This window comes from Desulfocucumis palustris (assembly GCF_002933875.1).
GTDB lineage: Bacteria > Bacillota > Desulfotomaculia > Desulfotomaculales > Desulfocucumaceae > Desulfocucumis > Desulfocucumis palustris.
In genome coordinates, this window is sequence record NZ_BFAV01000157.1 from 161,507 (window position 1) to 186,518 (window position 25,012).

Here is a 25,012-nt window from a genome sequence, read left to right on the forward strand (position 1 = left end):
ATTCCCAGGGGCCTTGCCGTAAAAAAATCTCAGCCCTCTGGAGGCCTGCCGGCTGTGTATGATAGAATATAGAAGTATACGTCAAAAATTAATACTTTTAAATTTAAGCCGGGCTTCCCTTAAAGCCAGATTGTTGTGAAGTTCCGGCAGCGGCAAGGAGGCCGTGACAATGCGGAAAGTGCCTGTTACCGGAGCGGTGGGAATGGTTCTTGGCCACGATATCACCAGGATTGTCCCTGGCCGGGAAAAAAACCGGGCCTTTAAAAAAGGGCACGTTATCCGGGAAACGGATATAGAAGCCCTGCGTAACCTGGGCAAGGAGCATATATACGTTTGGGAGCCGGGGGAGAACATGGTGCACGAGGATGAAGCCGCCCTCCGGCTGGCCGGCGCCGCGGCCGGCCAGGGCCTGGCCATGAACGGGCCCAACCAGGGCAAGGTAGCCCTCAGGGCCACCCATAAGGGGCTGCTCAAGGTGGATATTGACCGGCTTAACTCTGTGAACAGCATAGAGGACATGGTGTTTTCCACCCTGCACAACAACCGGGGGGTGGAAGAGGGCCAGACAGTGGCGGGCACCAGGGTGACCCCCCTGGCCGTGCCCGGGGATAAGCTTGAAGAGGCTGAAAGAATATGCAGCCGACCGGGGCCGCTGATTTACGTCAAACCCTTCAACCCGCTGTGGGTGGCCGTGGTCACCACCGGTAACGAGGTATACAGCGGTCGCATCCAGGACGCCTCCTTCGGTATGATCCGAAACAAAGTCACACCCTTCGGAGGCAGGGTAATGGGCCAGTCCATAGTTCCGGACGACCAGGACCTGATTACCGGGGAAATACGCCGCTTCATCGCGGAAGGCGCGGAGATGGTTTTGACCAGCGGAGGCATGTCCGTGGACCCGGACGACGTCACCCCTCCGGGAATAAGAGCCACCGGGGCGGAGGTGGTCTTTTACGGGGCTCCGGTGCTGCCGGGCTCCATGTTCATGCTGGCTTACCTGGGACATGTTCCCATTTGCGGGCTGCCGGGCTGTGTAATGTACAACAGCACAACCATACTGGACCTGCTGCTGCCGAGATTCTTCGCCGGGGAGAGAGTGAGCCGGGCCGACGTGGTGGCCATGGGGCACGGAGGACTGTGCGAGGAGTGCGAGATATGCCGCTACCCTTCCTGCTCCTTCGGTAAATCCACCGGAGCATAAATATAAAAGCAAGTTCACCCGGAGATGATAAAATGTTATTTCAAATTGGTGTTGAAGAGGCCCGGGACACGCTCCTGGGCCAAATATTACCCCTGCCGGTAAAAACCGTTCCGCTGTCGCAAGCCCTTAACCGGATTGCCGCCACGGATTACGCGGCCACGGCGGACCTGCCCCCCTGCCCCCAGTCGGCGGTGGATGGATACGCAATTCACCAAAAAAATTTAAAAGAGCGGCCCGGCCTGGCTCTTTTGGAAATATTGTTTCCGGGAGACGTGCCCTCCATGCCCCTGGAGCCGGGAAAAACTTCCGGGGTGGTCACCGGCGGGCCCCTGCCCCTGGACACGGCAGCGGTTGTACCGCTGGAAAAGGTGCGGCTGGAGGGGGATTACGTATTCTGTGACGGGGAAATTGCTCCGGGAGTCAACATTAAACCCCGGGGTGAGGATTTTTGCGGCGGTCAGCCCCTGATTAAGCGCGGTTCCCCTGTTACCCCGGGAATGACGGGTATACTTGCCGCTTTCGGCCATAGCAAGATTGCGGTGTACAGACGCCCCCGGGTTGCCATAGTATGCCTGGGGCCGGAGATAGTTCCCTGCCATTTGACGCCTGAAAAAGGACAGGTCCGGGACAGCAACGGCCCCCTGCTGGCAGCGCTGATTAACCTGGACGGGGGTCTGGCTGTAAGCATGGAATATTTACACGGGAAGAAGCCGGATGGGCTTAGGGAAGTTCTGGCCGGTCTAATCAGCCGGGCCGACCTGGTTTTAACCGTGGGGGGGGCGGCCTCCGGGGCCTCCGACCAGGCTCTTGCATTATTGCGGGAAACCGGGGCAAGAATGCTTTTTTGGGGTATCCGGGTGAAACCCGGGTCACACAGCGGGGGCGGAATCAGCGGTTCGACCACCATAATATCCCTATCCGGCAATCCTTCCGCCTGCATCACGGGCTATCACCTGCTGGCCACCCCGGCGCTGCGGGCAATGCAGGGATTAAACCCTCTTCCTGGGGTATTCACCGCCACCTGCCTGAGCCCCTATGACAAAGGAGGAGATACCCGCCGGTTTTTGAGAGGTTATGCCCAATGTGACGCAGGGGGCTGGACCGTGCGGATTTTGCCCGGACAGAAATCCAGCATGTTAAATTCACTGGGCAGTTACAACGCGCTGATTGAAATCCCCTCCGGACACCCGCCGGTGCGGGAAGGGGATAAGGTGACGGTTTACCCGGCGAATATCTGTTCATGCCGGCCGGAATTGGACTCAATCCGTCAAAATTGAGTTAAGTGGTTACCCGCAGCCAGTCCGATATTGGTTTAAAAATAGCTTCAATTACTATATTGGGACTGGGCAGCTCAAACCCCAGCACCTGGGGCAGGGACAGGGCAAAGCCCAGAAGGAGGAAAAAGGAGACGGCAATCATTTCCCTCCACCATTTCTTTTTTATCAGCCCCGGCGCTTCCAGGAAAATAATCAATAAAAAAACCAAAACCAGCAGTACCGGCATTAACAGCACTCCATGTTAAAATTAGAGTACAGGCTGAAATTATTTCAGCCTTATCTATTTTATTTGAGGATATTGTTATCTCTTCAGGCTGGCTCTTCTGTGCAGCATTCCGGTGAGCCGCAAATGGGGTTCCACCGCTATATCAACCCGGGCCTTTTGAAATTCGTCGTTCCAGTGCCCTTTTACTTTTTTCCATTCTGTTTTATACTTCCGGTGAAAGGCTTCCCCAAAACCGAAAATATCAGTGCCATAATCTCCCTGGGCTTTTGCCAGGGCGGAATTACACTGTTCCAGCACTTCCTCAGCCGCCAGCCTCTCTATTTCTTTTATTTTTTCCGGCTGCGTCAGGTCTTCGTTGGATTGCTGCTCCAGCAATTCCATGTCAAATTCTATATTAACGTTAAATTTAACGGTCTCCCCGTCATATTCCGGGTTAACCTTGATTTTATCCCGGCTAATGGCCAGAGAGATTTTTTTGTCCGGCTGCCCCGGAGACGGGACGATAATCGCCCCTTCCTTTACCTTGCCGTGCAGCCAGAGCAGCCCCCTTGTTTCGGACATATCCAGCCAGCCCACCAGCTTATCATCTTTAAAGATGCCCGTGCCGGTTATGCCGACCTCTTCATGCCGCAGCCTTTCCTCCATGCCGACGCCCTGGGGCTGTCCCAATTTTAACAACTGGATCCGCGGCGCCGCCGGGTTTGTTCCCGGAGAAGTCAAATTCTGCTGAAAATCCTCCAGCATTATCGAATAGCCGGGCTGGTTCCTGGCAAGAAAGGCAATGGACTGGGCAGAGGTCTTTTCCAGTTCGGAGTGGCTTTCCAATACATTTTTCGCTTCCCCTTCAGTAACGAATATCCAGGAGGTTTCCCTGGGCTGGGGGTTGCGCATGAAGAAGTTGCTTACATCCCGCACTCCCCCCCTTGCCATGCTTTCACCGTATACAATGATAATGCTGTGGCTCCAGTATATATGGCGGGATACCTTTAACGCCAGGTTATTCTCGGCGTCAAGGACCGTATCCCCCGTGCCGGTGACCACCCAGGAGTTATTCTGTCTGGGCGCCTCTCCCCCGGCGTTTTCACCCCCGCCGCTGAACGCGCTGGGCCTGGCCAGCTGAAGGGTGAGCTGTACTTTATTATCGGCGGTTCTGTCCAGCCCGGCCCCGAGAACGATGGCCAATTCATTAATTTCCCGGCGGCTCCAGCACCCCTCCGGGAATAACAGCGCTAAAATCAACACCATAAGCAGTATAATTTTCCTGTTCAAACCCTGGCACCCCTAATACCCCTGGCCAGCGAAACCGTCAATAACAGCAAAGGAAGGCCCGCCTCAAAGACAATAATAGCGTAAGGCGGCCAGACACTGGTCAGAAATTGCAGCAAATCCGATATGTTTGGGTGAAGCAGGGTTGACAGGGAGACCAGAACCGTTCCAATGGGCACCACCAGCGGGCGGTAGTCCTTCAATTTTAGCAGTTGCGCGCTGCCCAGGGCCGCAGCCCAATAAAAAACCGTTATTTTTATCAGGCCCCCGGTTACCCAGATAATCATTATCACCGCTTCCAGCCTCTCAATAAATGAAGCGACGATTATCATACGGGCCCCGTTCAGGGTGGTAATAAGCCACGCCTCCACAAGGTTGGGACCGAACAAGGCAATGATACCCACCGCATCCAGTAACAGAAGCCCGCCGCAGGTCAGTACGGCCAGGGCACCCACCCGGTGAGCCTCCCGGGGTTTATTCAGATAGGGAATAAGCACGGTGATAACGGCAACCTCGCCGAACCAGCCCTCCGGGGCTATGGCCCCCTTTAAAACATCCTCGGGTTCCGCGTCAAACATGGGCAGCAGCATATGAAAATTCATTTGCCCCAATGCCAGTATAAAAAGAATAATGACAGAGCCCACAATCAACGGGAGAAAGATTTCGTTGGCCCGGGAGAAAACTTCAAGGCCGTTTATGGTGGCGTAAGCAGCTATCGACACCACCACCAGTATAAAAACAATAATCGGTGTCTCCGGCATAAAGGCAGTGACCATGAAAGAGCCGTATTCCCTGATTACCTCCGCGTTCAAATGCAAAAACCAGCAAACGTACAACAAGCCCACCAGTTTTCCCGGCCATTTGCCCAGAATATCCTCCGGGTATTCAAAAATGCTCTTGTCCGGATAGCGCAGGCCCAGTGTGGTGGCCAGCCTGGCAATCAGAAGCCCGGCCAGAATAGCCGCGATAATTGAAAGCCAGGCATCCTGCCGGGCATATTTGGCGGTTATGCTCGGCACAAAAAGGACCACCGTGGCTATTATCATGGTGCTCATTAAGAAAGTAGCCTGCCTGCTGCTGATTCTGCCATCTTCAAGCATCTCCCGCGCCTCCCCTGTTCTTAACCTCCGGGAAGTCAGGCTTTTGCTCCGGTCCCAGCCTTCTGGGGTTCTTCCACCCAATCAGCCGGGGGCGGTTGTACATGGCCCACCAGGGCACGCGCAGCACGACGTCCTTCATGTCCCCCACGCTAATGGGAGCGACCGGGGAAAGATAGGGAATTCCAAAGGAACGCAGGCTGCACAGGTGCAGCACCAGGACAATTATGGAGGAAATCAGCCCAAACAGCCCCAGGGCGGCCGAAGCCATCATTATTGGAAAACGCAGCATGCGGATAGCGATACTGGCGGAGTAGAAAAAAACAAAGGAGGATATACCGGTGATGGCCACCACAATCACCGTGGCGGAAGCAACCAGCCCCGCCCGCACCGCCGCCTCGCCGATAATTAAAGCACCCACGATACTGACCGCCTGTCCGATTTGCCTCGGCAGGCGAATTCCCGCCTCCCTTAATATTTCAAAGGATAATTCCATAAACAGAACTTCGAAAATGGCCGGATAGGGCACGGACTCCCGTTGGGCGGCAATGCTCAGCAGAAGCGGGGTGGGCAGCATCTCCTGGTGGAAGGTGATGATGGCCACATACAGGGAAGGGGCCGTAAGGGAAAGCACAAGGGCCGCAAAACGAATAATCCTGACGCCGGTGGCAAAATAAAATCGCTCGTAATAATCCTCCGGAGCCTGCAGGTATTCGATGAATACATTGGGAACGGTAAGGGCGAAAGGCGTCCCGTCAACCATGATTCCCACACGTCCTTCCAGGAGGCGGGCCGCCATTCTGTCCGGCCGCTCGGTATGGTTGATCTGGGGGAACGGACTCCATGGATTGTCCTCGATCAATTCCTCAATGTACCCGCTGCCAAGGATGCCGTCCAGATCAATTTTTCGCAGCCTGCGTTTTACCTCTGTAACCAGCTTTTCATTGGCTACACCCTTGATGTAAATAATAACCACGTCGGTTTTGCTTATTCTTCCCAACCTTAGCGCTTCTATTTTTAGCAGGTGGCTTTTCAGCTTGCGGCGAAGCATTGCCGTATTGGTGCTCAGATTTTCGACAAAAGCCTCCCGGGGGCCGCGCACAATAACCTCCGTATCCGGTTCGGATATGCTGCGGGATTCCCAGCCCCTGGCCCCGTTAATAATGGCGGTGGAGTTTCCTTCCACCAGCAGCACGGTATCACCGGAGAGAATGGCTTCAATGATCTCGTCCAGGCGGTTTGTTTCCTTTATCTGGTGGACGCATACCCCACGCTCCTTGATTAAATGATAGGCCCCGGACCTGGTGATATCCGCCTGGGGCGCGGATAGGGGCAATTCAAGGGAGAGCGCGCGCATAATCTGGTCGCTGAGCTGGCTTTTGTCGGCCAGGCCGTCGGTATAAATCATCACAAGTCTTATGTCCTCGCGCTGGGCGAATAGAAATTCCCGGTAGACTATATCGCTGCAATCTATTAGAAACTGTTTTATCCGAAAAAGATTTGTTGTTAAATTTTCTGTGAGCAACAAGCTCTCATCCAGCTCCGCAGACGAATCTTTATTGCTGCTGCCCGGGGGTATTTTCGCCTTGTTCCGGCAGCCGCCCTTAATATGTCTGGTGACTCTGCGCACAAATTCACCCCCTAAGGAAATTGCCTATTTAATTTTTGCCATCATTGGCAATATTATTCATCACACCCCTCCATCTCCCTATCGCCCTTGGCGGGCTGGGCCTGGCCCGGCGCCGCCTCCGGTATTTGCGTGGTCGGCAGCAAAGCCCGCCGGCTCAATGGTATGCTCACTTTTTTCATCCACCGGCCCCCGGATTTGGGAGGAATTTATTTATTAATGCCGAAGAAAGCAATAATTAACACAGATACCAATGTACATATAGAAACTGTGGGAGATGTCCATGCCTGAATTTTCAACACTTGTTTTATTTATTGGTTCGGCTTTGGTTTTCTTGCTTATACCCGGCCCATCAGTGCTTTACATTGTGACAAGAAGCATGGATCAGGGGCGTCTGGCGGGTATTGTTTCCGCCCTGGGCATACAGTTTGGAACCCTTTTTCATATTGCGGCGGCGGCATTGGGACTGTCGGCGCTGATACTGTCCTCGGCCCTGGCCTTTAGCGCCCTGAAATATATTGGCGCGGTATACCTTATTTATCTTGGCATCCGCAAACTAATTGTTGATGAAAAGCTGCGGCAAACGGAAATAAAGGAACAAAAAGAATTAAAACGGATCTTTTGTCAAGCTGTGCTTGTTAACCTGCTAAACCCCAAGACCGCTCTATTCTTTTTAGCTTTCCTGCCCCAGTTTATTGATACTTCCAAAGGAACCATAGTCGAACAGTTCATATTTCTGGGGCTCCTTCTGGCAGCCATGGGTCTGTGCAGCGATAGTCTTTATGCGATAACAGCGGGAAGCGTCGGACACTGGCTGAAAGGCAATTCAAGTTTTTTACGGGCCCAGCGGTATTTTACCGGAACCATCTACCTGGGACTTGGCGTGGCCACCGCCTTGACCGGCGCAAACAAAAAGTGAGTACGGATTCAGTCTTCGTTTAACATGCTCATACCCCGGCCGGTAACCGGAAGTTCCTCCGGCCCACCGCCCCGCATGTCCTATAATGGCCGGCAGTTGGCATTTTTGCTGAACGGTTATTGTTGTTAAACAAAAAAACAGAGCCCCGGCGCCTTACTACAATGGCGGGACTCTGTTTTTTATTTCGTGCGCGGCCTTCAGCCCTGCGTAAATCACCAGGCGCTCCTGGTGGGTTCCCTTGGTTTTGTCGAATGTGCCGGTGCAGGTAATCAAGTTCAGATTAACATCCCCGGTGGGTCCAAAGATCTGTTCCATTGGAGCCCTGTCACGCCGGTAGATAACTGCTTTCTTTACCGAGAAAGCGCGGGTGAAGCCGCCGTTTAGCCTGATTAAAATGATATCTCCCTTTTTTAGTTTATTCAGCTTGTAGAAAACAGCCGGTCCTGTTTTGCTATCCACGTGTCCGGCCATAACCGCATTCCCGCGGTCGCCGGGATTGGCCCCGGGCCTGTACCAGCCCACGGCATCCGTGTCCCGGGGAACCTCCATCTGCCCGTCGGGCAGCACTCCCACCGGAACCACCGGGGCCTTTACCCCGATGGAGGGTATTTCGATAATTTCAGGTATTATTTCATGCTGGTTCCGCCCATACCCGTCCTGGGCATAGAAAACGGCTGCATGTTCGAGTCCACCGTCAGGGTAGCCTCCAGCCCGGGCTGTCCCTTTGAAAAGCCAATTAGATTCAGGGAATATAAATTGTCCGTTTTCTGCCTCATATTGGGTAAATTCACAAGAACTTTTCCGGTTCCGGCCTCCCTTATTTCCAGGTTGGCCGTTGTGGGCTTTATTTCCACATAGCCTGAGGACTTTCCATAGGATACATTGCGGAATAAAACCCTGCCGCCCCTGATAGCCACGTCCACCGGAGGCGAATCGGATGAAGCGTGCACGAAGCGAATTTTGCACTTTCCTCTGGCCACTTGCTGGCTGCTGGCCACCGGAAGCAAATGTATGCTTTTTTTGTTTCCCACAGCCATAAGGGAGTACCTTTCATTTGGCCGGACATTTACGGTTCTGCTGATCAGTATATTTCCATTAGGGCCTTTGCCCGCGGTGATTACCTTGATATGGTGCGAGCCGGAAGAAAGATTTAAATAGTTTGATGCATGTCTGTAGGTTTGATTGCGAAGTGCGATCTTTCCATCAACATACACATCCACCGGGGGCGAACCCGGGCTTGCATGGATAACCCGCACCATGGAGCTGTTGCTATAACCTCGCTGTTGCGCCATGGCAATTCCGGTAAATACGGTTAACATTAACACTATAGCAATGATTAACAGGCCAGGAATAAGCAGTCTTGATTTATTCATTAATTTAACCTCCTTTTTTGTTTCTTTAAGATTCCACCTTTCATGTTTTAATATACAGCTACAATTGAATAATAATTATAATATGTCCTACACTAATATTACTTATTTATGGAAGGAAAACAGTTATGAAAAAGCCGGATTCCGATATACAGAATTCCGGCTTTTTCTCCCGGGAAATCATATTTTCATTTTAAGGCATTATAATGTAATCACCTTACCGCACCGCTCATATAAATGTTTACGGTTTAGCCCTTCCAGGGCTCGCCCCATTGTTCTCCAAAGGCGATTTGCTCCATGGCCTTACGCGGGCGGGGGTCCCTTTCCTGTGCCGGATAACCCAGGGGAGTCAGGGCAACAATCCTGAACTCACCCGGCACTCCCAGCACTTCGCGCAATTTTCCCTCGTCATAAAGCCCCTGCCAGCAGGTGGCCAGTCCCTGGTCCGTGGCGGCCAGCACCAGGTGCTCCATGGCCAGCCCCGCATCCAGCATATAAAAGTCCTTGTTTTGCCAATTTTCAGACTCCACCGGGTTTGCACACAACACAATTATCACCGGCGCCTGTACCAGCGCTTTCGCACCCGGATTTTGAGGGGAAAAGGCAGTGGTAATAGCTTCGCGTTTTTCCCGGCTGCCAATAACCATGAAGCGCCAGCACTGGAGGTTTTTCCATGATGGAGCCTGCCGGGCCGCCTCCAGAATGGCGGAAATTTTTTCCAGTTCCACCGGGTCCGGTTTATACGCCCGGATACTGCGACGTTTCTTAACCACATCAATAAATTCCATTAATTAGCCCCTTTCATTTTAATATGAATATTCATTCTTTTATTATTCTGCATGAAAAGTCAAAGCAGCGCCAGCTATTTTTTGGAATTACCCGGAACAGCTTTCGCCTGCTCAGGCGCCGGAGGCCGGCCGGCAAGGCTGCCGGGCATCAAATAATCCGGCTGTTTATTATTAATGAGATATATTTTCCACGCAATTCAGTCATCTTGGCGCGGCTATATCCAAAGCACCGGTGGATTTTCCCCCGGGGGTTGTGGTTAAAATAAAATCAGTCCAGGGGTTTGCAAATCTATCGAGGAGGATTGAGCATATGAGAAAAATCCGCAAACCAGGCCAGACCGAACGCCCCCGGGAAACTGCTCCGGCCCTGCGGAAATCAGCCCCGCTCCCCATGGGTCACGGGGGAGTTTACGTTCCCGAAGAGGCTCACAGGTAGTAAAATTGCGGTAAAAGATGAAAGCAATCAACCTTCCGGGGAGCAGCCTGTTAAAGGCTGCTTCTTTTCGGCCCGGCGATTCTCTATAAAGTAACCCCGGGAATTTATCCGGCTAAAACATTTTTATCGTTAAAATATTAATACCTAATCCATGGCTTCCCGGCTCAGCCCGGACCCATGAATATCCTGTTCATCAATTTGACCTGGAAACCCTGCTCTCCCTGGAAAATAACGTTAAGGCAGCCGTAATCCTGCCCTATTCTGAAAATATTTTCCAGGGGCATGCCCAGCAGGTGGCACAGAATAAGCCTGTTCACCCCGGCATGACCGACGATTAAAATATTACCCCGGTAAAGAGCGGCAATTTTATTAAAAGCCTCCACCGCCCTGGCGCTGCAATCGGCAAAGCTTTCCCCGCCCGGAGGGCGGTAATTGGCTATATCCTTGCCGCGACTTTTAAACTCCCGGGGATATTTGCGCTTAATCTCGTCAAAAGCCCGGCCTTCCCAGTCTCCCAGGCTTATTTCCCTTAATTCCGGAACGGCCCGGGGGATTAATTTATGCTTTTCGCCAATTATTTTGCCTGTCTCCATGGAACGGCTCAAATCACTGCAAAAAATTTCCGTCAAACGGACACGGCTCAATTCCAGGGCCAGGCTGCCGGCCTGCTTGATTCCCGCATCGGCCAGCGGCAGATCGATTTGTCCCACAAACCGCTTGCCGCCCCCGGTCTGTAATTCACCGTGCCTTATTAAATAAATGAATCTATTCATAAATGCTTCCCTTTACTAACAATTTCTCCAGGGTCATGCCCAGTGCCGCCTCAACCCGGCTCTTTATATTCTCCGCGTTTTCCAGCCTTTTTTCAGCCGCCTTCAAAGCAGCCTGGTCTCCGGCCAGCCTGCCCCTGGTTTCGGCAAACCTCACCTCCAGAGTCACCGGCATATCGCCCTTGACCATCTTGTCCGCCAGGTAAACCAGTTCAGCCTCAACAGGGATTCTTCCCCCCGATGGTATTATATCCATGTGGGAGGCCACAATCTCCGCCACCCGGGGAAAGCCCAGCTCCCGCAAAATATCCGCCCCGGCCCCGGCATGATCGGACCGGCCCCTGGCCAAATCATGCAGCAGGGCGGAAGTCTCCACCAGGGCTGTATCAACATTGCAGCCGGCCCCGTTAAGCAGCCGGGCCATTTTTTCCGACAGAACCGCCACCGCCCTGCAGTGGGCGACAACTCCTTCGGGAACCGCGAATTTTTTGAAAATGGCCCGGCATTCCCTAACCGTGGGAATGTCTTTTCTATTATAATACTCCGTCAATAGCCGGTAATCCTCCGGGGTGTCCATATCCATCAGGGTGCCCTGGTCAATAACCTCCACATCAACCGCCTTAGAATCGTATTCTTCCAGCAGTGACCTCAGTCCTCCCTGGCGGTCCCAGGACAGAATGGCTTCCGTAAGCCTTGTGGAAATAAGCGGGGGGTGTCCCCTTTCCACTTCAAAACAGGGATATGTTATGTCCGCCCGGGTTTCCCGGCGAGTCCGGATTAGCTCCTCCAGGGTGCGGCGTTTGATTAAAGGGTTGTCCACCGGCAGCAGAAAAAATGCCTCCACCCCCGGCCCAAGGCTTTTTACCCCGGCCTTGACCGAGGAGTACATGCCCTGGGGATAATTTTCATTCAACACCGTTTTAATACCGGTATTGCCTGTAACCGTGGCCAGCTGTTCAGCCCGGTGTCCCAAAACCACCCTTACATCCTCAACACCGGCCCGGAGGAAACTATGCACGGCCGTTTCAATAACCGTTCTTTCACCCAGGGGCAACAAGGGTTTAAATTCCCCCATTCTGGATGAATACCCGGCAGCCAGCAGCAGGGCGGCTATTTTTCCCCCCCGGCGCATCAGCCCAGTTCCGCCCGGACTTTGATCAGCTCCGCCATCACACTGACGGCAATCTCCTCGGGAGTTTCCGCCTCTATTTCCAGGCCGATGGGACAGTACACCCGGGCAAATTCATCCCGGGCAAAGCCCTCTGCGGAAAGAGCCTTGTAAATGGCGTCTCTCTTCCTGCGGCTGCCGATCATGCCTATATACCCGGCATTGGTTTTGAGCGCCTGCCCCAGCACTGTTTTATCGTGGGCATGGCCCCTGGTGACTATCACCAGATAGCTGTCCCGGTCAATTTCCAATCCTTCCAGGGCGCGTTCAAAAGTATCCAGCACCATCACCCTGTCCGCGGTGGGAAACCTCTCCCGGTTGGCAAATTCCCCGCGGTCGTCCAGCACCACCGTCCTGAAATCCACCAGGGTGGCCAAAGGCGCTATTTTCTGGGAAACATGGCCCGCTCCGAATATATAAACAGTGCCCAGATCACAGGCGGGCTCCACCAGGAAACGCTTTTCTCCGGCAGTGACCACCTCGGGCCGCCTGCCGCCGGATTGGCTAATCAGCTCCGGCAATCCCCCGGGCAGTATGCCGTCACCCTTTACCAGGCAGGGCTTTCCGTAAGAGGCGTCCTCTTCGGCGGCCGGTATGGGTGTGACCAGCATAGTCCTTTCCCTGTTATCCACAGCCAGCTCCATGGCATTATAAGCATCCACCGTGGAAACATCGGAGGCGTCCAGGTAATCCACCAGCACCTCCAGCCGCCCGCCGCATATCATGTCCATCTGCCCGGCATCCTTGCCGGTAAGGTTAAAAACCCTGGTTACGGCCCTGGGGCTTTGCAAAACATCGGAAGCCAGGCGCATCACCTGGGCTTCCAAAAGCCCTCCGCCAATGGTCCCCAGTATTGAGCCGTCGGACCTGACGATCATTTTGGTTCCCGCCGTGCGGGGCGAAGAACCGGACTGGCTCAGTATGGTGGCCAGGGAAAAGCTTTCGCCGCTGTTCAAAAGGCTGCATATATCCTTTATAATCGCCTTCATTAATTTACCCCCGCGTTTCTTAAATCTTTTATAGTCCTCTTGGCTGTGCCGGTATTAAATTTATCCCCTTCCCTCCCGGAAGATATCTCCACTTTCAGCGCGCCGCTTTCCAGCGCCCTTTTAATATCCGGCAGGGACTCCACCGCGGCCCGCGCCCGGGCGGCCAATTCCGGGCCGGCCCAATCCGCCGCTGTTATCTCCAGGCGCAGGCAGTCTGTTTCCTTCTCCCGGGAAACCCCGGCAGTGAAGTTCAGTACCCCGTCCAGGGGGAAAATGGCCTGGTCAAGGTCCGCCATGGTTATAAAAACATTCCCGCCCAGCCGGACTTTGCCGCTTAACCGCCCCCGTACGCTTTCCAGCCTCCGCATCACCGTGCCGCAGGGACAGGGGCCGGGAATGAACCTGGACACGTCCCCGGTGCGGTAACGGAGCAGGGGCATGCCCTTCCTGGTCAGGGTGGTGAAAACAACTTCTCCGTATTGGCCCTCCGGCACAGTCTTACCGGTTGCCGGGTCAATTATTTCAAAATACAAATCAGCCTCCCTCAGGTGGTAGCCCGCCAGGGCCCGGCACTCCACGGCGCCGCCCAGCCCCATTTCGGTCATGCCGTAATGATTGAATACCGGGCAGCCCCAGGTCCGCCGCAGAATTTTGGCAATGGAACCTGGCACATGATCCGTGGTCAGCAGCATGCTTTTCAATCTTGGGGCCGCGGGCTTCCCCGGATCTTCCCGGCACCTGGCCAGGGCAAGCACCTGGGTGGGAATTCCCACCAGGGAGTCAACCTGTTCCTGACGCATTACCTGCAGAGTCGCTTCGGGGTCCGTCACAGGCCCGTGGGGCACGGGCACAGCCCCAAGCCTTTCCAGGCCGCTCCGCAGCAGATCCCCCACACTGCCCGGCAGCCTTCCCGGCAGCAGTATCAGCACCCTGTCTCCGGGATCCACCAGGCAGGCCATGCCGTAATGAAAAAAATCAATGATATGCTCCTGGTCTTCCCGGGTGAAATACAACCTTTTAGACTCTCCGCCGGTACCCGAACTCTGCAGCGTCACCACCCGGCTTATTTCATCCTGGGAAACACAGAGAAATTTCAATGGGTTTTCCTTTATGTCTTCGGCGGTGGTAAAGGGCAGCCGGGTTAAATCCTCCAGGGCGGCTATATCCCCGCCGGACCACCCTTTAAGCCGCCGGCCGTAAAAAGGGCTTTGCCTCACCGCCAGGTCCAGGGTTTCCCTGATTTTGTCAAGCTGATACCCCCGGATCATTTCAGGAGTCAGGCATTCCCCGCCAGCCGTCCCACCTTTTATTTTTTTCAGCAGCCAGCCTTCCAGGGGGGTTTTATCAACTTTCATAGCTTATTACTCCCTAATTTTATCCCATGCCAATGCCACAGGGAACCCGGTCTTCAAGGACATGCTCTTACAGGCTGTTAACGGGATAAAGGATAGAAATGCGACACCGAGAACCGTCCCCGCCTGTCGCAAGACTCCCTCCGACCCTAAAGCCTTGCTCCAAATAGAGTTTTATCCTCTCCTCAAACTTCACAGCCTGCCTGGCCCCGGCCTTTAAGGACGGGCTTTTACAGGCTGTTAGCAGGATAAAGGATAAAAATGCGACACCGAGAACCGTCCCCGCCTGTCGCATTTAGCGCCTGTACAGGGGCATGCCCTCGGCCGAGGTCAGATTGTAGGCGCAGAAGGGAATAAGCCTGCCGTCGCCGGACATCACGTGAATGCAGCAATCCTTTAAACGCTCCAGGTCCAGGTTCCAGGCGTCCTGGAAGGCCATCCCGGAAACTGTGAAGGTGTGGGTGCGAAAACGCTCCAGGAAATCATCGAAGGCGTCCTTGCAGCCGCAGTCTCCCTTGGGCGGGGATACGCCTTCCCCCCCCGGGGAGGACCAGAACCTGGACACAAAGCTGCGGGCCTTGTCGGCCCCCTCCTCGGCCTTTTCAGGGAGAGGGCAGCATTTGCCCGGGCTGTCGCCGCTCCAGGGCCTCAGTTTTCCTCCCGGCATGAGAATAAAATTGCCATGGAAAGAGCAGAGGGCGTTTTCACAGCCGGGGGGCCTGAAACTGCCGGAGTCGATTAATCCCCCGGTCTGGGATTCCATTTCCCTGATTACCTCCGGTATGGTTATCCGGTCCTGGTCCGAGGGAATCCCGGTATACCTGCCGAAATAGCTTACCGGCTGAAAATGCACTCCCCGCACCGCCGGAGCGTATTCCAGGGCGAATCTGATTATCTCCCCGATATTGCCTGTGTTTACCCCAGGCACCAGGGTGGGCACCAGCACCACCCCGATATTGTGGGCGGCGCAATGCTCAATGGCCGCTATCTTTTCCGCCAGTATTTCCCGGCCCCGCAATTTAAGGTAAATATCTTCCCTGGTGCCGTCGAACTGCAGGAATACGGATTTTAGCCCGGCAGCCTTCAGTTCTTTTAAATACCCGTTGTCCGCGGCCAGGCGAAGGCCGTTGGTGTTAAGCTGGATAAAATTAAAGCCCAGCCGGATGCCCAGGGCGACTATACCGGGCAGGTCGTCCCGCATGGTGGGCTCCCCGCCGGAAAGCTGGATATTGTACGGGCCTCCGGCGAATAGAATTCTGCGGTACCAAAACTCAATCTGCTCAATATCCGGGTCCGCCGGCGCGTCCCCGGCAGCGGCGAAGCAAATGGGACATCCCAGGTTGCACCTGCCGGTGACCTCCAGCAGGACCGTGCAGCTATGCTGGCGGTGATCCGGGCACAGCCCGCAGTCGTAGGGACATCCCCGGTAATCATCAAAGGGGGACATTCCTCCGCTGGTGGAATGTTCCCCGGCATCCGCTGAAGACTTTCCTCCGCAGGAGGTGTGTTCCCTGACATCAGTTGGGGACATTCCTCCGGAGGAGGTGTGTCCCCTGACCTCTGTCAAGCAAACCGGCGGCCGGGAAGGTATTTTGGGTCTGGACCAGGATTGATAATACGGCCGCCCCCTCCACAGCACACAGCTGAAATCGCCGTGCTCCGGGCAGCTTTTTTCCAGGTACACATTCCCGTCCCGCTCCGCCCTGGCGGCGGGAATCCTGGCCAGACACACCGGGCAAACGCTTTCGGTAACGGATATTATTTTTGCTTCATTAATTTTCATAAATATTCATTCCCCGGCGCCTTCCAAGGCTATATGGTTTTCCGCCAGTATCTCCTTTACCTTGTCATAGGTGGAGGCCACAATATTGCCGCACTTGGTGTTTACGGCCCTGTGTTTAAAATCCTCGCCCAGAATTTCCTCACAGTTGATACCGCCGTGTTGGGAACCTATTTCGTCCTCAAACCATTTTACCAATTCGTCAACCATCAGTCTAAAACGATCGTGCTCCACTTCCTCCGGGGTTCCCTTACCGGCGTAAAGGCCCAGCAGACACGCCCCTCCGCTCAAAGCACCGCAGGTTTTGCCGCTGAAGCCCAGTCCCCCGGCCAGTCCGGTCATGGCCCTGATTAAATCGGGATTATCCTTTCCCCGGGCCTCCAAACCCAGTATCAGCAAAATCTGGCTGCAATAAAAACCCTGCTGGGCCAGCTGAAACATGCGAAAAAAATCTTCGGACATCAATCGTCCCCCCTCTGCCGGTTACCGGCTTTAAGGCTTACCGGCAATCAATAAATAATAACCCGGCCTGGATCCGGCAATGGTCTCCTGGACAAAACCCGTATCACAATCCCCGGCAAACATTTTGCGCCAGAAGGAATCCAGGGAGCCATGAGACCAGATCAGCCGGGCTGTCAAATCTTTGAGTAAATTCGAATGGTCTTCCCACAGCATTATATCAAAGCCGTTAAAAACCAGTTTCCGCTCCAGTTCCTCCCTGGACAGCGCCCCGGTCAGGCAGCTGGTCAGGGGCAGTGAGCGCAATTTCTCCTGGAGACCGGGATTGCGCGCATACACGTCGGTAAGCACCAGCCGGCCGCCGCTCTTTAACACCCTGTGCATCTCGGAAAGCGCCCGGTGGGTATCGGACATCAGGGAAAGGCTGCACTCGGCGAAAATACCGTCCATTTCAGAATCGGCAAAGGGAAGGCTCTCGCCCCGGGCCTGTATCAGCGGCAGCCCGGGATTTCTCAGCCGCCCGGCTTCCAGCAGCACCCCGGACCGGTCGATACCGGAGGCGTCAAGTCCATTATCTATCAGGTATTCCACCGTGGCGCCGGTACCGCAGCCCACATCCAGGATCTTCGCCCCCGGCCCGAAGGCGCAGTAGCCAAGGGCCCGCCCGGTTAAATAAAAACCGCCGGGCCGAATGGTGTCTCCGGTGGCGTCCCGGACCGGGCCACTCTCGTAAACCAGGCATCTGTCCGGAGAATTCATCTTTTCCTCTCCCCGCCTATTTGTCTTCCAGGGCCTTTTCCACTTCCAGCATTTTGCCCAGGGCCAGGTCCTCCGTAATCAATACAAGCCCGCACTTTTTACATTTCAACAGGTCAACCGGAAAGCTGCTGCCCATATAAGAAACCGTAACCTTGCCCGGCTCCATGGGTATGCCGCATTTAAGACATTCGAAAGTATTATTTGCTATGGTATCCTTACCGGCCATTTTTTCACCTCTAATTGGGATCCTTCCTTTTCAGCCGGGGGCATTCCCTGACCCGGCCCGCCCGGCAAATGAGGCGTCCCCTTTCATTGACTGTTGCCTTCCACTTCCATCCGGTGCGAGTAAGCATTGTGGATAGTAAAACCGTCCTCCAGGGCGGTGTACTCCACCCAGTAGGTAACGGCCACCGGCCTGTAACAGGCCAAAACATGGCCGTTGGCGCGGTTCAATAATTTATTGCCCGTTCTCTCGGCGTATTCAATCACCTTCTGGATATCCTCCAGCAGGATCAGGCGCTCCTCCATAATATCGCTCACTCCGGCAGGAATTGTTACTTTAATTGTCTCAAAGGATTTTTTTTGCTCCGTCACCGTATCCCCCCAAACCTCTTTGAGCATTTTGTTTTTAAGCCTGACCCTGTTTTCGCGCCTCTGGGAGTAACCAGGACCCTTTTGCCCCGGCGAAGGCCGTCCGGCCCCGGGGTAAATCAAATCCAGAAGGTGATAGGTTCTCTTGCCCCGGGCCGCGAAATTATCCCGGCACATGGCGCAATAAGCCACAAAGTCAGCAGCGCTCTCCCCGGCCCGCCGCCGGATTACGTCATCCGCCAGCTCCCGGTTGGCAAACAGCATCAGCCCCCCGTAGCCGCAGCATTCGGTGGTTTCCCGGCTGGTGGGCAGTTCTTCGATATCCATACCGAGTTTTTGCAATATATTCCGGACGCTTTGGTGGATTTGCCGCTCATTCCTGGTGGTGCAGGCGTCCTGCACGGCCACCGGGCCGGTCCCCCGGAGCGGGGCTCCCTCCGGCAGGCCGAACTGGTCGTATAATTCCCAGAGGGATACAATTTCAATCCCGGGGATGTGCTTTTTAAACATCTGGTAGCAGGTGGAACAGGCCAGGATCATTTTCGGACTGCCCATTTCCCGCCACTGCTCCGTAATTTCCCGGAGGCCAGCCTCAAACAGCTCAGTCCGGCCGGACCATTCCGCCGGGGCGCCGCAGCACCGCAGCATCAGCCCTACCCCTCCGTCAACCCTTTCCGTCAAATAGGAATAAACTTTCCGCACCTGCTCAGGGGCGGAAGCGCTCAGCTGGCACCCCGGGAAGAAAATATGGCTGCTGGAGGCATGTCCCGGCTGGTGGCGGGTTAGGGCGCAAAGGCTTTCATTGCTGAAAACCATCTCCCGGATGGGAAAATCATGGGCCGAAGGCGGCATTTTTCCTTTTTTGAACATCTCCACCCGGGCCTGCCAGCATAATTCTCCCATGTTGACATCTTCCGGGCAAACCTCCTGACAGAGGCCGCACAAGCTGCAGGAGTTTATCAGGGTGTTGGCCTCGTGCCGGCCCATGATCATTTTCAGATTATGGTTGATTTGACGGGCGTACTTTTTAGGATAACCTTTATAATGGGCCAGAAATTCGCAGGACTTCACGCATTCCAGGCACTGGCACTGGAGGCAGCGGCCGGCTTCAAGAAGCGCCTCCTCCCGGGTGTAACCCCGGGCGGGGTCCTCCGGCAGGATGGCGGGAAGCGGCTCAACTCCCTTCACACTGGTAAAAAGCCGGGTCTGGTGAGGCCCCTCGTTTTCCCGGACAGCGGTCAGGGAAACCTTTTGAATATAACGGTCGATGGATATGGCGGCCCGCCTTCCGTCGGAAAGGGAGCCCACGGGAGAATATCCCGTTTCCCTGACCATGCCGCCCCCGGCAAAAACCCCCTCCAGGCTGGTGCCGAAAGTCACAGGATTGATGGAGATCCGGCCCCGGGAGTCCGGTTCCAGGCCCGGGATATCCCGGGAATTCTTTCCAAAGCCCAGGTAAACGGCGTCAAACTCCCGGCACAGCTCCTGGAGGGATACCTCCCGACCCACCCTGGTGTTAAACCTGGTCTGCACACCCAGGGCGTCAAGCACGGCTATTTCCCCGGTGAGCACCTGCCGGGGCAATACCTCCTCCGGTATTTCCCACAGGGTGCCTCCCAGCCGGTCCGCGGCTTCAATAACAACCACCGGGTAACCTTTACCGGCCAGCTCAAAGGCTGCCGTCAATCCGCTCAGCCCTCCTCCCGCCACGGCCACCCGCTTGTCTTTCCGGGCCGGGGCGGTAATTTTGGCAGGCCGGGCGGAATTCATCTGAACGCAAGCCTTTTCCAGCCCGGCGATGGATATGGGGTCTCCCACCTCGCCCCGTTTGCAGGCCTTCTGGCAGGGATGGTCGCAGATTCGTCCGATGATCCCGGGAAAGGGAACTGTTTTCCTGAAAATATCAAATGCTTCATTGAAACGTCCATTTTTCATTTCCGCCACGAAACTTCTGGCGTCCACATGAACGGGACAGGCGGTCACGCAGGCAGGAGGGCGTTCCTGAATGCATTTTTCCTCGAATTCCCGCCACTGTTTATGGTCCATTTTATCCCACCACCTTTTCCCATTGAGCTTGGCAGTCCATAAAAGCTAACACAAAACAAAGTAAACCTAAAACGAACTAAAAGTACTGGACTGTTTAGTTCGTTTTAGGTAAACTGCTACGTTATCAATATTTTAGTCTTTATTGCGACCTTCTGTCCAGCACTCTCCTAGGAGGCCGTTGAAAAAGTCCATCTGCTGCGTTGCGGCTGCGGCCTCAATGCTTAAGCGTACTATGAGCGCACTTAAGCTTGAGGCCTTGCCGCTACTTGCATCCGGGGTTTTTGGGACGGCCCCGGGCGGTAATTTACCAACCATTTATTGCTTTTTCAGCGTGTTTTTCAGCACTCTCCTAGTAAGCCGGGTTTTTTACCGGGCGTTTCACCACGGGAATTTCTTTCCCCTGGAGCCCTGCCAGCACCTTCTCCGGCAGGGCCGGGAGCTGGATGATACGCACGCCGCAGGCGTTGTATATGGCGTTGCAGATGGCCGCGTGGGGTGAGGTCAGGGGCAGTTCACCCACTCCGGTGGCACCGTGCGGTCCATGTTTACGAGTGTGGTTTACGTAGATTATTTCCAGGTCGTCCGGAATGTCCTTGATGTACGGTATGCCGCAGGCAACCATGCTGGTGTGCTTTTTAAGATCCTCGAAATCCTCGGTCAGCGCCAGGCCGATGCCCTGGGCCAGGCCGCCGTATATTTGCCCGTCCAGAACGGTTTTGTTGATAATTTCACCCACGTCCGCGGCCAGGGTCATCTTCACAACCTGGGTTTTGCCTGTCTTGGTGTCCACTTCCACCTCAGCCAGGAAAACGCCGTACATGTATGTGGCAAAGGGTTTGCCCTGTCCTTTGTCATCGCAGGCGGTGCAGTTATCCGCAGCCGTGCTCCATTTGCCTTCATATTTTAACGGGATGTTCGCCGCCACCGCCTCGGCATAGGTCATGTAGGTGCCGTCGGCTTTCTTCAGCGCGTCCACCAGCTGCTGGCAGCCGTTGACCGCGGAGTTGCCGATGACCAGCTGTGAGCGGCTGCCGCCGGCGGGGCCGCCGGCCGGGGCCAGGTTCATATCGTTCATGACCAGCTTTATTTGCTCCGGCTTGATGCCCATTGGCCGCAGGGCTTCATGGGAGGTGGCCAGCAGGCCCATGTCCGCGCCCTGGCCGTGATCCTGCCAGTTGGTGCTCACCTGCACCCTGCCGTCCGCCAGCAGTTCAACCCACACCTCGGCACCGTCCACGCCGTCCAGGCCGCAGCCGTAAACACCCACGGACACGCCCACGCCACGCTTCTTCTCCGGGGTGGAATGCTTTTTGGCATTCTCCAGGGCGGCCTGGTATTTGGGCCGGATGGCTTCGATCAACTGGGTCATGGAGTACACTTCGGGCTCATGGCCGGAAGGGTTGGTGTCGCCGGGACGGTAAGCGTTGATGTAGCGCAGCTCCAGCGGGTCCATGCCCAATTTCTCGGCCAGCACGTCCATTAGAGTCTCCGAAGCAAAGAAGCTCTGGGGCGAGCCGTAAGCCCGGAAGGCGGAACCCCAGCCGTGGTTGGTGCAGACCGTGTAGCCGGCGCCCTTGATGTTGGGAATGCCGTAGCCCGCTCCTATAAACTGGGCGCCCCGCACGGTGAGGAGGTCGCCGAATTCGGAATAGGGGCCGTGGTCCACCGCCCAGTTGCTTTCCATGGCAATGATCTTGCCGTCTTTATTGGCGCCGTATTTCAGGTCCACAAAGAAGGGAGAGCGCTTGCCGGTATAGGTAATCTGCTGGTAATAGTTGAAGTTCAGGAAAACCGGCTTGCCGGTGGCCATGGTGGCCGCGCCAACCAGGGCCTCATTGGTGGGGCTGAATTTATAGCCAAAGGTGCCGCCCACGCCGGGGAACTGGGACAGGAACATATTTTTGCCGGGCTCAAGACCCAGTCCTTCCCCAATCATCAGGGCGTGCAGGTCCAGGCCGATACTCTTGGATAAAATCTGCAGGTTGCCATTTGCATCATAATAAGCGGCGGCAACGTCCGGCTCAATGGGCAGGTGGGGCTGGCGGCCTACGAATAAATCTTCCATGGACACCACAACATCCGCCTTTTCCATCAGGGGCGCGGTGTCTTCGCCCTTTTCGAGGGGCTGTTTATAATAAACGTTGGGGGTGCCGGGGTGAATTTCAATGGCGTCCGGCTCCATGGCGGCGGGAGCGCCCATGTACGCCGGCAGCACTTCCAGTTCCACTTTCACCTTTTCCACCGCTGCCTGGGCGTTTGCCTCGGTGTCGGCGCAGACTATGGCTATGGCGTCGCCAAACTGGAATACCTTTTCATCGCACAGAATCGGCCGGTCAAAGCTGTCACCCTTGTTGCTGGGGAAGTTCAGGCCGTTGATGCGGTTTTTGCCCTTGATGTCCTTGTGGGTAACCACCTTGTATACACCGGGCATTTTTTCGGCCTCTGAGGTGTCGATGGAAAGAATATTGGCGTGGGAAACCTGGGCCTGCACCAGTTTTAAGTGCAGTGTGCCCGGGGGCATCTCCAGGCCGAAGTCAGCGCCGTATTCAATGGTGCCGGTGACCTTGCCCACCGCCGAGGGGCGCGGGTAGTCGGTGCCCAAAATCTTGCCGTCCGCCGGCATATGGAAGCTCAGGTCCTCCACGGTGATTTCGCCGCGCATCAGCCGGGCCGCGTCCATCACGGCATCCACCAGGGGCTTGTATCCGGTGCAGCGGCATACGTTTTTATGCTTCTGGAACCAGCCCCGCACTTCTTCCCTGGTGGGATTTATATTTTCGTCCAGGAGCGCCTTGGCGGAAACGATAAAGCCCGGGGAGCAAAAACCGCACTGGGCGCTGCCGTGTTTAACCCAGGCCAGCTGCAGGGCGTGCAGGTTGGACGGTGTGCCGATTCCTTCAATGGTGGTAATGATGGAGTCGTCGGGAACCCGCTTCATCTTGGTGGCGCAGGATAAAATAACCTTGCCGTTCATGATCACCGAGCAGGCTCCGCACTGGGCCTTGCCGCAGCCCACCTTGGTCCCGGTCAGGTGCAGCTGGCCCCGGATAACGTCCACCAGGGCGGTTTCCGGGTCCACAACCAAAGTGGTTTTAGCCCCGTTAATGTTAAGAGACTTTTTAATCATTATTGCAACTCCTTTTCAATTAATATTTTGTTGATAAAATTTAATTGCCTTTGCCAAAGCCGCAGTCAGGGTACCTGCATTCTTTGCAATTTACGCATAAACCGCCGTGTGACAGCCGGGCAATGTCCCTGGGGGTAATTTCTTCACCGGCCAGCACCCGCGGCGCGATAAGGTCGAATATACTGCTTCTGGCATACATTACGCAGCCTGGCAGGCCCATAACCGGAATATCGCCGATATAGGCCATCATAAACATGGCGCCGGGCAGTGTGGGAGCGCCGTAGCTTACTATACGCCCGCCCGCGGCCCTGATACCCGCCGGAGTGACATCGTCGGGGTCCACCGACATGCCCCCGGTGACTACAATCATCTCAGCCCCCTCTCTTAATAATGTTGTAATAGCCTCCACAATCATATCTATACTGTCGGAAACCAGTATCTGCCTGAGCACGCTGCTTCCCCATCCCTCAAGCTTGCGGGATACCACCGGGCCGAACTTGTCCTTTATCCGCCCGTGGTAAACCTCGCTGCCCGTGGTGACCACGCCCACCTTCAAGGGCCTGAGGGGCTTGACTTCCACCAGCGGATAATTCCCGCCGCATATTTTCTCAACTCTTTCAACGCTCTGCTCGTCAATCACCAGGGGTATAATCCTGGTGCCGGCGACTATTTTATTCTCTGCCACTATCTGGTTGGTGTGCAGGGTGGCAAACACTATTTGTTCCATTTCGGCAATCCGGTACAGCGCCCCGGTGTTGACTTTCAGCAGCCCAGTCCTGGTGGCCACCAGGCTCACCTTGCCCTCCTTTGGCTCGGTCAGACTAATTCCGGGGCCGGCCGCCGCCCGGGCCATTCTGACGGCCGCGTCATTTTCATGCAGCAGGCCCTCCTTCATATCCCAGACATACAGGTTTTCCTTACCAATGTTGAGCAGTTTGGGGACATCCTCAATCTGGACGATATGTCCCTTCTTAAACGCCCTGCCCTTGAATTCACCGGGTATAATCTGGGTAATGTCGTGGCAGAGAACCATTCCCACCGCCTCTTGAACCGGCACAACCTTCATGAGCACATCACCTTTCCATAGTTTGGGACATTCCCTGGAAAAAATACCATGAAAAACGGAGCGCTGAAAGAATACAGCGCTCCGTCAATAAACAAAGTCAGCAGTGTACTCCTTTCCGCCATGGGAGGTCTGCAGGTTTCCCGGCAAACCCTGTGGGCCGAACGGCCATAGCATCCCTTAGGCCGATTGGCTCGGAGAATATTTGTTTTTAATATTCAAAAACAAATGCCGGTGTACGGAAAAGAAACCGACACCGGCAAAAATAGCCGTGTGTGTGTAACAGTTCTCCTTTCCACCATGGGAGGCCTACCGGTTTCCCGTTAAACCCTGCCAACCGAACAGCCATAGCTTCCCCTTAGGCTGTTTGGCTCGGAGTTATTCATTTATTAAACATTATGATAATTGAATTTACGCTATGTTGCAATAAGCATACCAGATAATAGCACGTTTATTTTCAGCGCTGCCGGCGGGACGTTGGCAAGTCTGCTGTTCCATAATGACATTGCCCCTGCTCCAAATGGTGTCAAACTGGTCTACAATGGCATGAAAAATAGCGAAAATTTAGCGAATTTTTTATAGATTATACGAATTATCAGGTATACAACAGCGGCCCCGGCTGCCGGAATACCGGTTACAAACCTTTAAACAGTCCGGTTTGCAGGCATAATCACCCGGAGACCGGATATTAAAAATACCTT

General features: G+C 54.9%; 23 protein-coding genes and 2 riboswitches. Of the genes, 4 read left to right on the plus strand and 19 right to left on the minus strand.

Features of this window, described 5'->3' with window-relative positions:
* Positions 1 to 169 precede the first annotated feature (169 nt).
* Entirely contained in the window at positions 170 to 1,201 is a 1,032-nt protein-coding gene (locus DCCM_RS15555) for a molybdopterin-binding protein (RefSeq protein ID WP_104373294.1), read from the plus strand.
* Positions 1,202 to 1,233: 32 nt separating this feature from the next.
* Complete coding sequence (locus DCCM_RS15560; RefSeq protein WP_104373295.1) at positions 1,234 to 2,478, plus strand: molybdopterin molybdotransferase MoeA; 1,245 nt, start codon at positions 1,234 to 1,236, stop codon at positions 2,476 to 2,478.
* Between the two features lies 1 nt (position 2,479).
* On the opposite strand, the gene DCCM_RS15565 is transcribed toward DCCM_RS15560, so the two are convergent.
* The 5 genes from DCCM_RS15565 to DCCM_RS19550 all read right to left on the minus strand — a co-directional run bounded on the left by DCCM_RS15565 (position 2,480) and on the right by DCCM_RS19550 (position 6,876).
* Positions 2,480 to 2,704, minus strand: coding sequence for a hypothetical protein (locus tag DCCM_RS15565; RefSeq protein ID WP_104373296.1), 225 nt, complete (start codon positions 2,702 to 2,704; stop codon positions 2,480 to 2,482).
* A 75-nt stretch (positions 2,705 to 2,779) separates the two neighbouring features.
* Positions 2,780 to 3,973 carry a Ger(x)C family spore germination protein gene (locus DCCM_RS15570; protein WP_104373297.1) on the minus strand — a complete coding sequence of 398 codons (1,194 nt, stop codon included), beginning with the start codon at positions 3,971 to 3,973 and terminating at the stop codon, positions 2,780 to 2,782.
* Positions 3,970 to 5,070 carry a GerAB/ArcD/ProY family transporter gene (locus DCCM_RS15575; RefSeq protein WP_104373298.1) on the minus strand — a complete coding sequence of 367 codons (1,101 nt, stop codon included), beginning with the start codon at positions 5,068 to 5,070 and terminating at the stop codon, positions 3,970 to 3,972. Before DCCM_RS15575 ends, DCCM_RS15570 begins: the two co-directional genes overlap by 4 nt.
* On the minus strand, positions 5,063 to 6,697 hold the full coding sequence (locus DCCM_RS15580) for a spore germination protein (RefSeq protein ID WP_104373299.1): 1,635 nt from the start codon (positions 6,695 to 6,697) through the stop codon (positions 5,063 to 5,065). Before DCCM_RS15580 ends, DCCM_RS15575 begins: the two co-directional genes overlap by 8 nt.
* 53 nt (positions 6,698 to 6,750) lie before the next feature.
* Positions 6,751 to 6,876: a hypothetical protein gene (locus DCCM_RS19550; protein WP_269433762.1), complete on the minus strand. Its 126-nt coding sequence runs from the start codon at positions 6,874 to 6,876 to the stop codon at positions 6,751 to 6,753.
* Positions 6,877 to 6,977: 101 nt separating this feature from the next.
* Here DCCM_RS19550 and DCCM_RS15585 point away from each other — a divergent pair, with 101 nt between their 5' ends.
* Positions 6,978 to 7,613, plus strand: coding sequence for a LysE family translocator (locus DCCM_RS15585; RefSeq protein WP_104373300.1), 636 nt, complete (start codon positions 6,978 to 6,980; stop codon positions 7,611 to 7,613).
* Between the two features lie 156 nt (positions 7,614 to 7,769).
* Here the strand turns inward: DCCM_RS15585 and DCCM_RS18775 are convergent, their stop codons facing one another.
* From DCCM_RS18775 to DCCM_RS15600, 3 genes are all read right to left on the minus strand, one after another.
* Positions 7,770 to 8,243 (minus strand): class F sortase, encoded by a 474-nt coding sequence (locus tag DCCM_RS18775; RefSeq protein ID WP_269433766.1) that lies wholly within the window; start codon positions 8,241 to 8,243, stop codon positions 7,770 to 7,772.
* Positions 8,240 to 8,986: a DUF4397 domain-containing protein gene (locus DCCM_RS15595; protein WP_104373410.1), complete on the minus strand. Its 747-nt coding sequence runs from the start codon at positions 8,984 to 8,986 to the stop codon at positions 8,240 to 8,242. Before DCCM_RS15595 ends, DCCM_RS18775 begins: the two co-directional genes overlap by 4 nt.
* 245 nt (positions 8,987 to 9,231) lie before the next feature.
* Complete coding sequence (locus DCCM_RS15600) at positions 9,232 to 9,771, minus strand: nitroreductase family protein (RefSeq protein ID WP_104373302.1); 540 nt, start codon at positions 9,769 to 9,771, stop codon at positions 9,232 to 9,234.
* 310 nt (positions 9,772 to 10,081) lie between these two features.
* Between DCCM_RS15600 and DCCM_RS19555 the strand changes: the two genes are divergently transcribed.
* Entirely contained in the window at positions 10,082 to 10,207 is a 126-nt protein-coding gene (locus DCCM_RS19555) for a hypothetical protein (protein ID WP_269433763.1), read from the plus strand.
* Between the two features lie 164 nt (positions 10,208 to 10,371).
* Here DCCM_RS19555 and cobC read toward each other — a convergent pair whose 3' ends face one another.
* From cobC to DCCM_RS15665, 11 genes are all read right to left on the minus strand, one after another.
* Positions 10,372 to 10,980, minus strand: a complete 609-nt coding sequence (gene cobC / locus DCCM_RS15605; RefSeq protein ID WP_104373303.1) for an alpha-ribazole phosphatase — start codon at positions 10,978 to 10,980, stop codon at positions 10,372 to 10,374.
* Complete coding sequence (locus tag DCCM_RS15610; RefSeq protein ID WP_104373304.1) at positions 10,973 to 12,109, minus strand: DVU_1551 family NTP transferase; 1,137 nt, start codon at positions 12,107 to 12,109, stop codon at positions 10,973 to 10,975. Before DCCM_RS15610 ends, cobC begins: the two co-directional genes overlap by 8 nt.
* Complete coding sequence (locus DCCM_RS15615) at positions 12,109 to 13,134, minus strand: XdhC family aldehyde oxidoreductase maturation factor (protein WP_104373305.1); 1,026 nt, start codon at positions 13,132 to 13,134, stop codon at positions 12,109 to 12,111. Before DCCM_RS15615 ends, DCCM_RS15610 begins: the two co-directional genes overlap by 1 nt.
* Entirely contained in the window at positions 13,134 to 14,489 is a 1,356-nt protein-coding gene (locus DCCM_RS15620) for a DVU_1553 family AMP-dependent CoA ligase (protein WP_104373306.1), read from the minus strand. Before DCCM_RS15620 ends, DCCM_RS15615 begins: the two co-directional genes overlap by 1 nt.
* Positions 14,490 to 14,781: 292 nt before the next feature.
* Complete coding sequence (gene trsS / locus DCCM_RS15630; protein WP_231702800.1) at positions 14,782 to 16,269, minus strand: radical SAM (seleno)protein TrsS; 1,488 nt, start codon at positions 16,267 to 16,269, stop codon at positions 14,782 to 14,784.
* Between the two features lie 6 nt (positions 16,270 to 16,275).
* Positions 16,276 to 16,728: a DVU_1555 family C-GCAxxG-C-C protein gene (locus DCCM_RS15635; RefSeq protein ID WP_104373308.1), complete on the minus strand. Its 453-nt coding sequence runs from the start codon at positions 16,726 to 16,728 to the stop codon at positions 16,276 to 16,278.
* Between the two features lie 30 nt (positions 16,729 to 16,758).
* The gene (trsM, locus tag DCCM_RS15640) at positions 16,759 to 17,484 is read right to left on the minus strand and encodes a DVU_1556 family methyltransferase (RefSeq protein ID WP_104373309.1); all 726 of its coding nucleotides are present in this window, start codon (positions 17,482 to 17,484) and stop codon (positions 16,759 to 16,761) included.
* 16 nt (positions 17,485 to 17,500) lie between these two features.
* Positions 17,501 to 17,710: a DVU_1557 family redox protein gene (locus tag DCCM_RS15645; protein WP_104373310.1), complete on the minus strand. Its 210-nt coding sequence runs from the start codon at positions 17,708 to 17,710 to the stop codon at positions 17,501 to 17,503.
* 83 nt (positions 17,711 to 17,793) lie between these two features.
* Positions 17,794 to 20,121, minus strand: coding sequence for a pyridine nucleotide-disulfide oxidoreductase/dicluster-binding protein (locus DCCM_RS15650; RefSeq protein WP_104373311.1), 2,328 nt, complete (start codon positions 20,119 to 20,121; stop codon positions 17,794 to 17,796).
* A 349-nt stretch (positions 20,122 to 20,470) separates the two neighbouring features.
* Positions 20,471 to 23,248, minus strand: a complete 2,778-nt coding sequence (locus DCCM_RS15660; protein ID WP_104373313.1) for a molybdopterin-dependent aldehyde oxidoreductase — start codon at positions 23,246 to 23,248, stop codon at positions 20,471 to 20,473.
* A 40-nt stretch (positions 23,249 to 23,288) separates the two neighbouring features.
* Complete coding sequence (locus DCCM_RS15665) at positions 23,289 to 24,314, minus strand: molybdopterin-binding protein (protein WP_104373314.1); 1,026 nt, start codon at positions 24,312 to 24,314, stop codon at positions 23,289 to 23,291.
* 92 nt (positions 24,315 to 24,406) lie between these two features.
* Positions 24,407 to 24,523: riboswitch (molybdenum cofactor riboswitch) on the minus strand.
* Between the two features lie 60 nt (positions 24,524 to 24,583).
* Positions 24,584 to 24,701: riboswitch (molybdenum cofactor riboswitch) on the minus strand.
* Positions 24,702 to 25,012: the final 311 nt, after the last annotated feature.

What these genes read in the sequence shown, in the direction of transcription:
- cobC (WP_104373303.1), bottom strand. Translation starts at nt 10,980, where the DNA reads ATGAATAGATTCATTTATTTAATAAGGCACGGTGAATTACAGACCGGG.
- DCCM_RS15660 (WP_104373313.1), bottom strand. Translation starts at nt 23,248, where the DNA reads ATGATTAAAAAGTCTCTTAACATTAACGGGGCTAAAACCACTTTGGTT.
- DCCM_RS15665 (WP_104373314.1), bottom strand. Translation starts at nt 24,314, where the DNA reads ATGAAGGTTGTGCCGGTTCAAGAGGCGGTGGGAATGGTTCTCTGCCAC.
- DCCM_RS15560 (WP_104373295.1), top strand. Translation starts at nt 1,234, where the DNA reads ATGTTATTTCAAATTGGTGTTGAAGAGGCCCGGGACACGCTCCTGGGC.
- DCCM_RS15565 (WP_104373296.1), bottom strand. Translation starts at nt 2,704, where the DNA reads ATGCCGGTACTGCTGGTTTTGGTTTTTTTATTGATTATTTTCCTGGAA.
- DCCM_RS15610 (WP_104373304.1), bottom strand. Translation starts at nt 12,109, where the DNA reads ATGCGCCGGGGGGGAAAAATAGCCGCCCTGCTGCTGGCTGCCGGGTAT.
- DCCM_RS15555 (WP_104373294.1), top strand. Translation starts at nt 170, where the DNA reads ATGCGGAAAGTGCCTGTTACCGGAGCGGTGGGAATGGTTCTTGGCCAC.
- DCCM_RS19555 (WP_269433763.1), top strand. Translation starts at nt 10,082, where the DNA reads ATGAGAAAAATCCGCAAACCAGGCCAGACCGAACGCCCCCGGGAAACT.
- DCCM_RS15600 (WP_104373302.1), bottom strand. Translation starts at nt 9,771, where the DNA reads ATGGAATTTATTGATGTGGTTAAGAAACGTCGCAGTATCCGGGCGTAT.
- DCCM_RS19550 (WP_269433762.1), bottom strand. Translation starts at nt 6,876, where the DNA reads ATGAAAAAAGTGAGCATACCATTGAGCCGGCGGGCTTTGCTGCCGACC.
- trsM (WP_104373309.1), bottom strand. Translation starts at nt 17,484, where the DNA reads ATGAATTCTCCGGACAGATGCCTGGTTTACGAGAGTGGCCCGGTCCGG.
- DCCM_RS15620 (WP_104373306.1), bottom strand. Translation starts at nt 14,489, where the DNA reads ATGAAAGTTGATAAAACCCCCCTGGAAGGCTGGCTGCTGAAAAAAATA.
- DCCM_RS15645 (WP_104373310.1), bottom strand. Translation starts at nt 17,710, where the DNA reads ATGGCCGGTAAGGATACCATAGCAAATAATACTTTCGAATGTCTTAAA.
- DCCM_RS15650 (WP_104373311.1), bottom strand. Translation starts at nt 20,121, where the DNA reads ATGGACCATAAACAGTGGCGGGAATTCGAGGAAAAATGCATTCAGGAA.
- DCCM_RS15615 (WP_104373305.1), bottom strand. Translation starts at nt 13,134, where the DNA reads ATGAAGGCGATTATAAAGGATATATGCAGCCTTTTGAACAGCGGCGAA.
- DCCM_RS15635 (WP_104373308.1), bottom strand. Translation starts at nt 16,728, where the DNA reads ATGTCCGAAGATTTTTTTCGCATGTTTCAGCTGGCCCAGCAGGGTTTT.
- DCCM_RS15595 (WP_104373410.1), bottom strand. Translation starts at nt 8,986, where the DNA reads ATGAATAAATCAAGACTGCTTATTCCTGGCCTGTTAATCATTGCTATA.
- trsS (WP_231702800.1), bottom strand. Translation starts at nt 16,269, where the DNA reads ATGAAAATTAATGAAGCAAAAATAATATCCGTTACCGAAAGCGTTTGC.
- DCCM_RS15585 (WP_104373300.1), top strand. Translation starts at nt 6,978, where the DNA reads ATGCCTGAATTTTCAACACTTGTTTTATTTATTGGTTCGGCTTTGGTT.
- DCCM_RS15575 (WP_104373298.1), bottom strand. Translation starts at nt 5,070, where the DNA reads ATGCTTGAAGATGGCAGAATCAGCAGCAGGCAGGCTACTTTCTTAATG.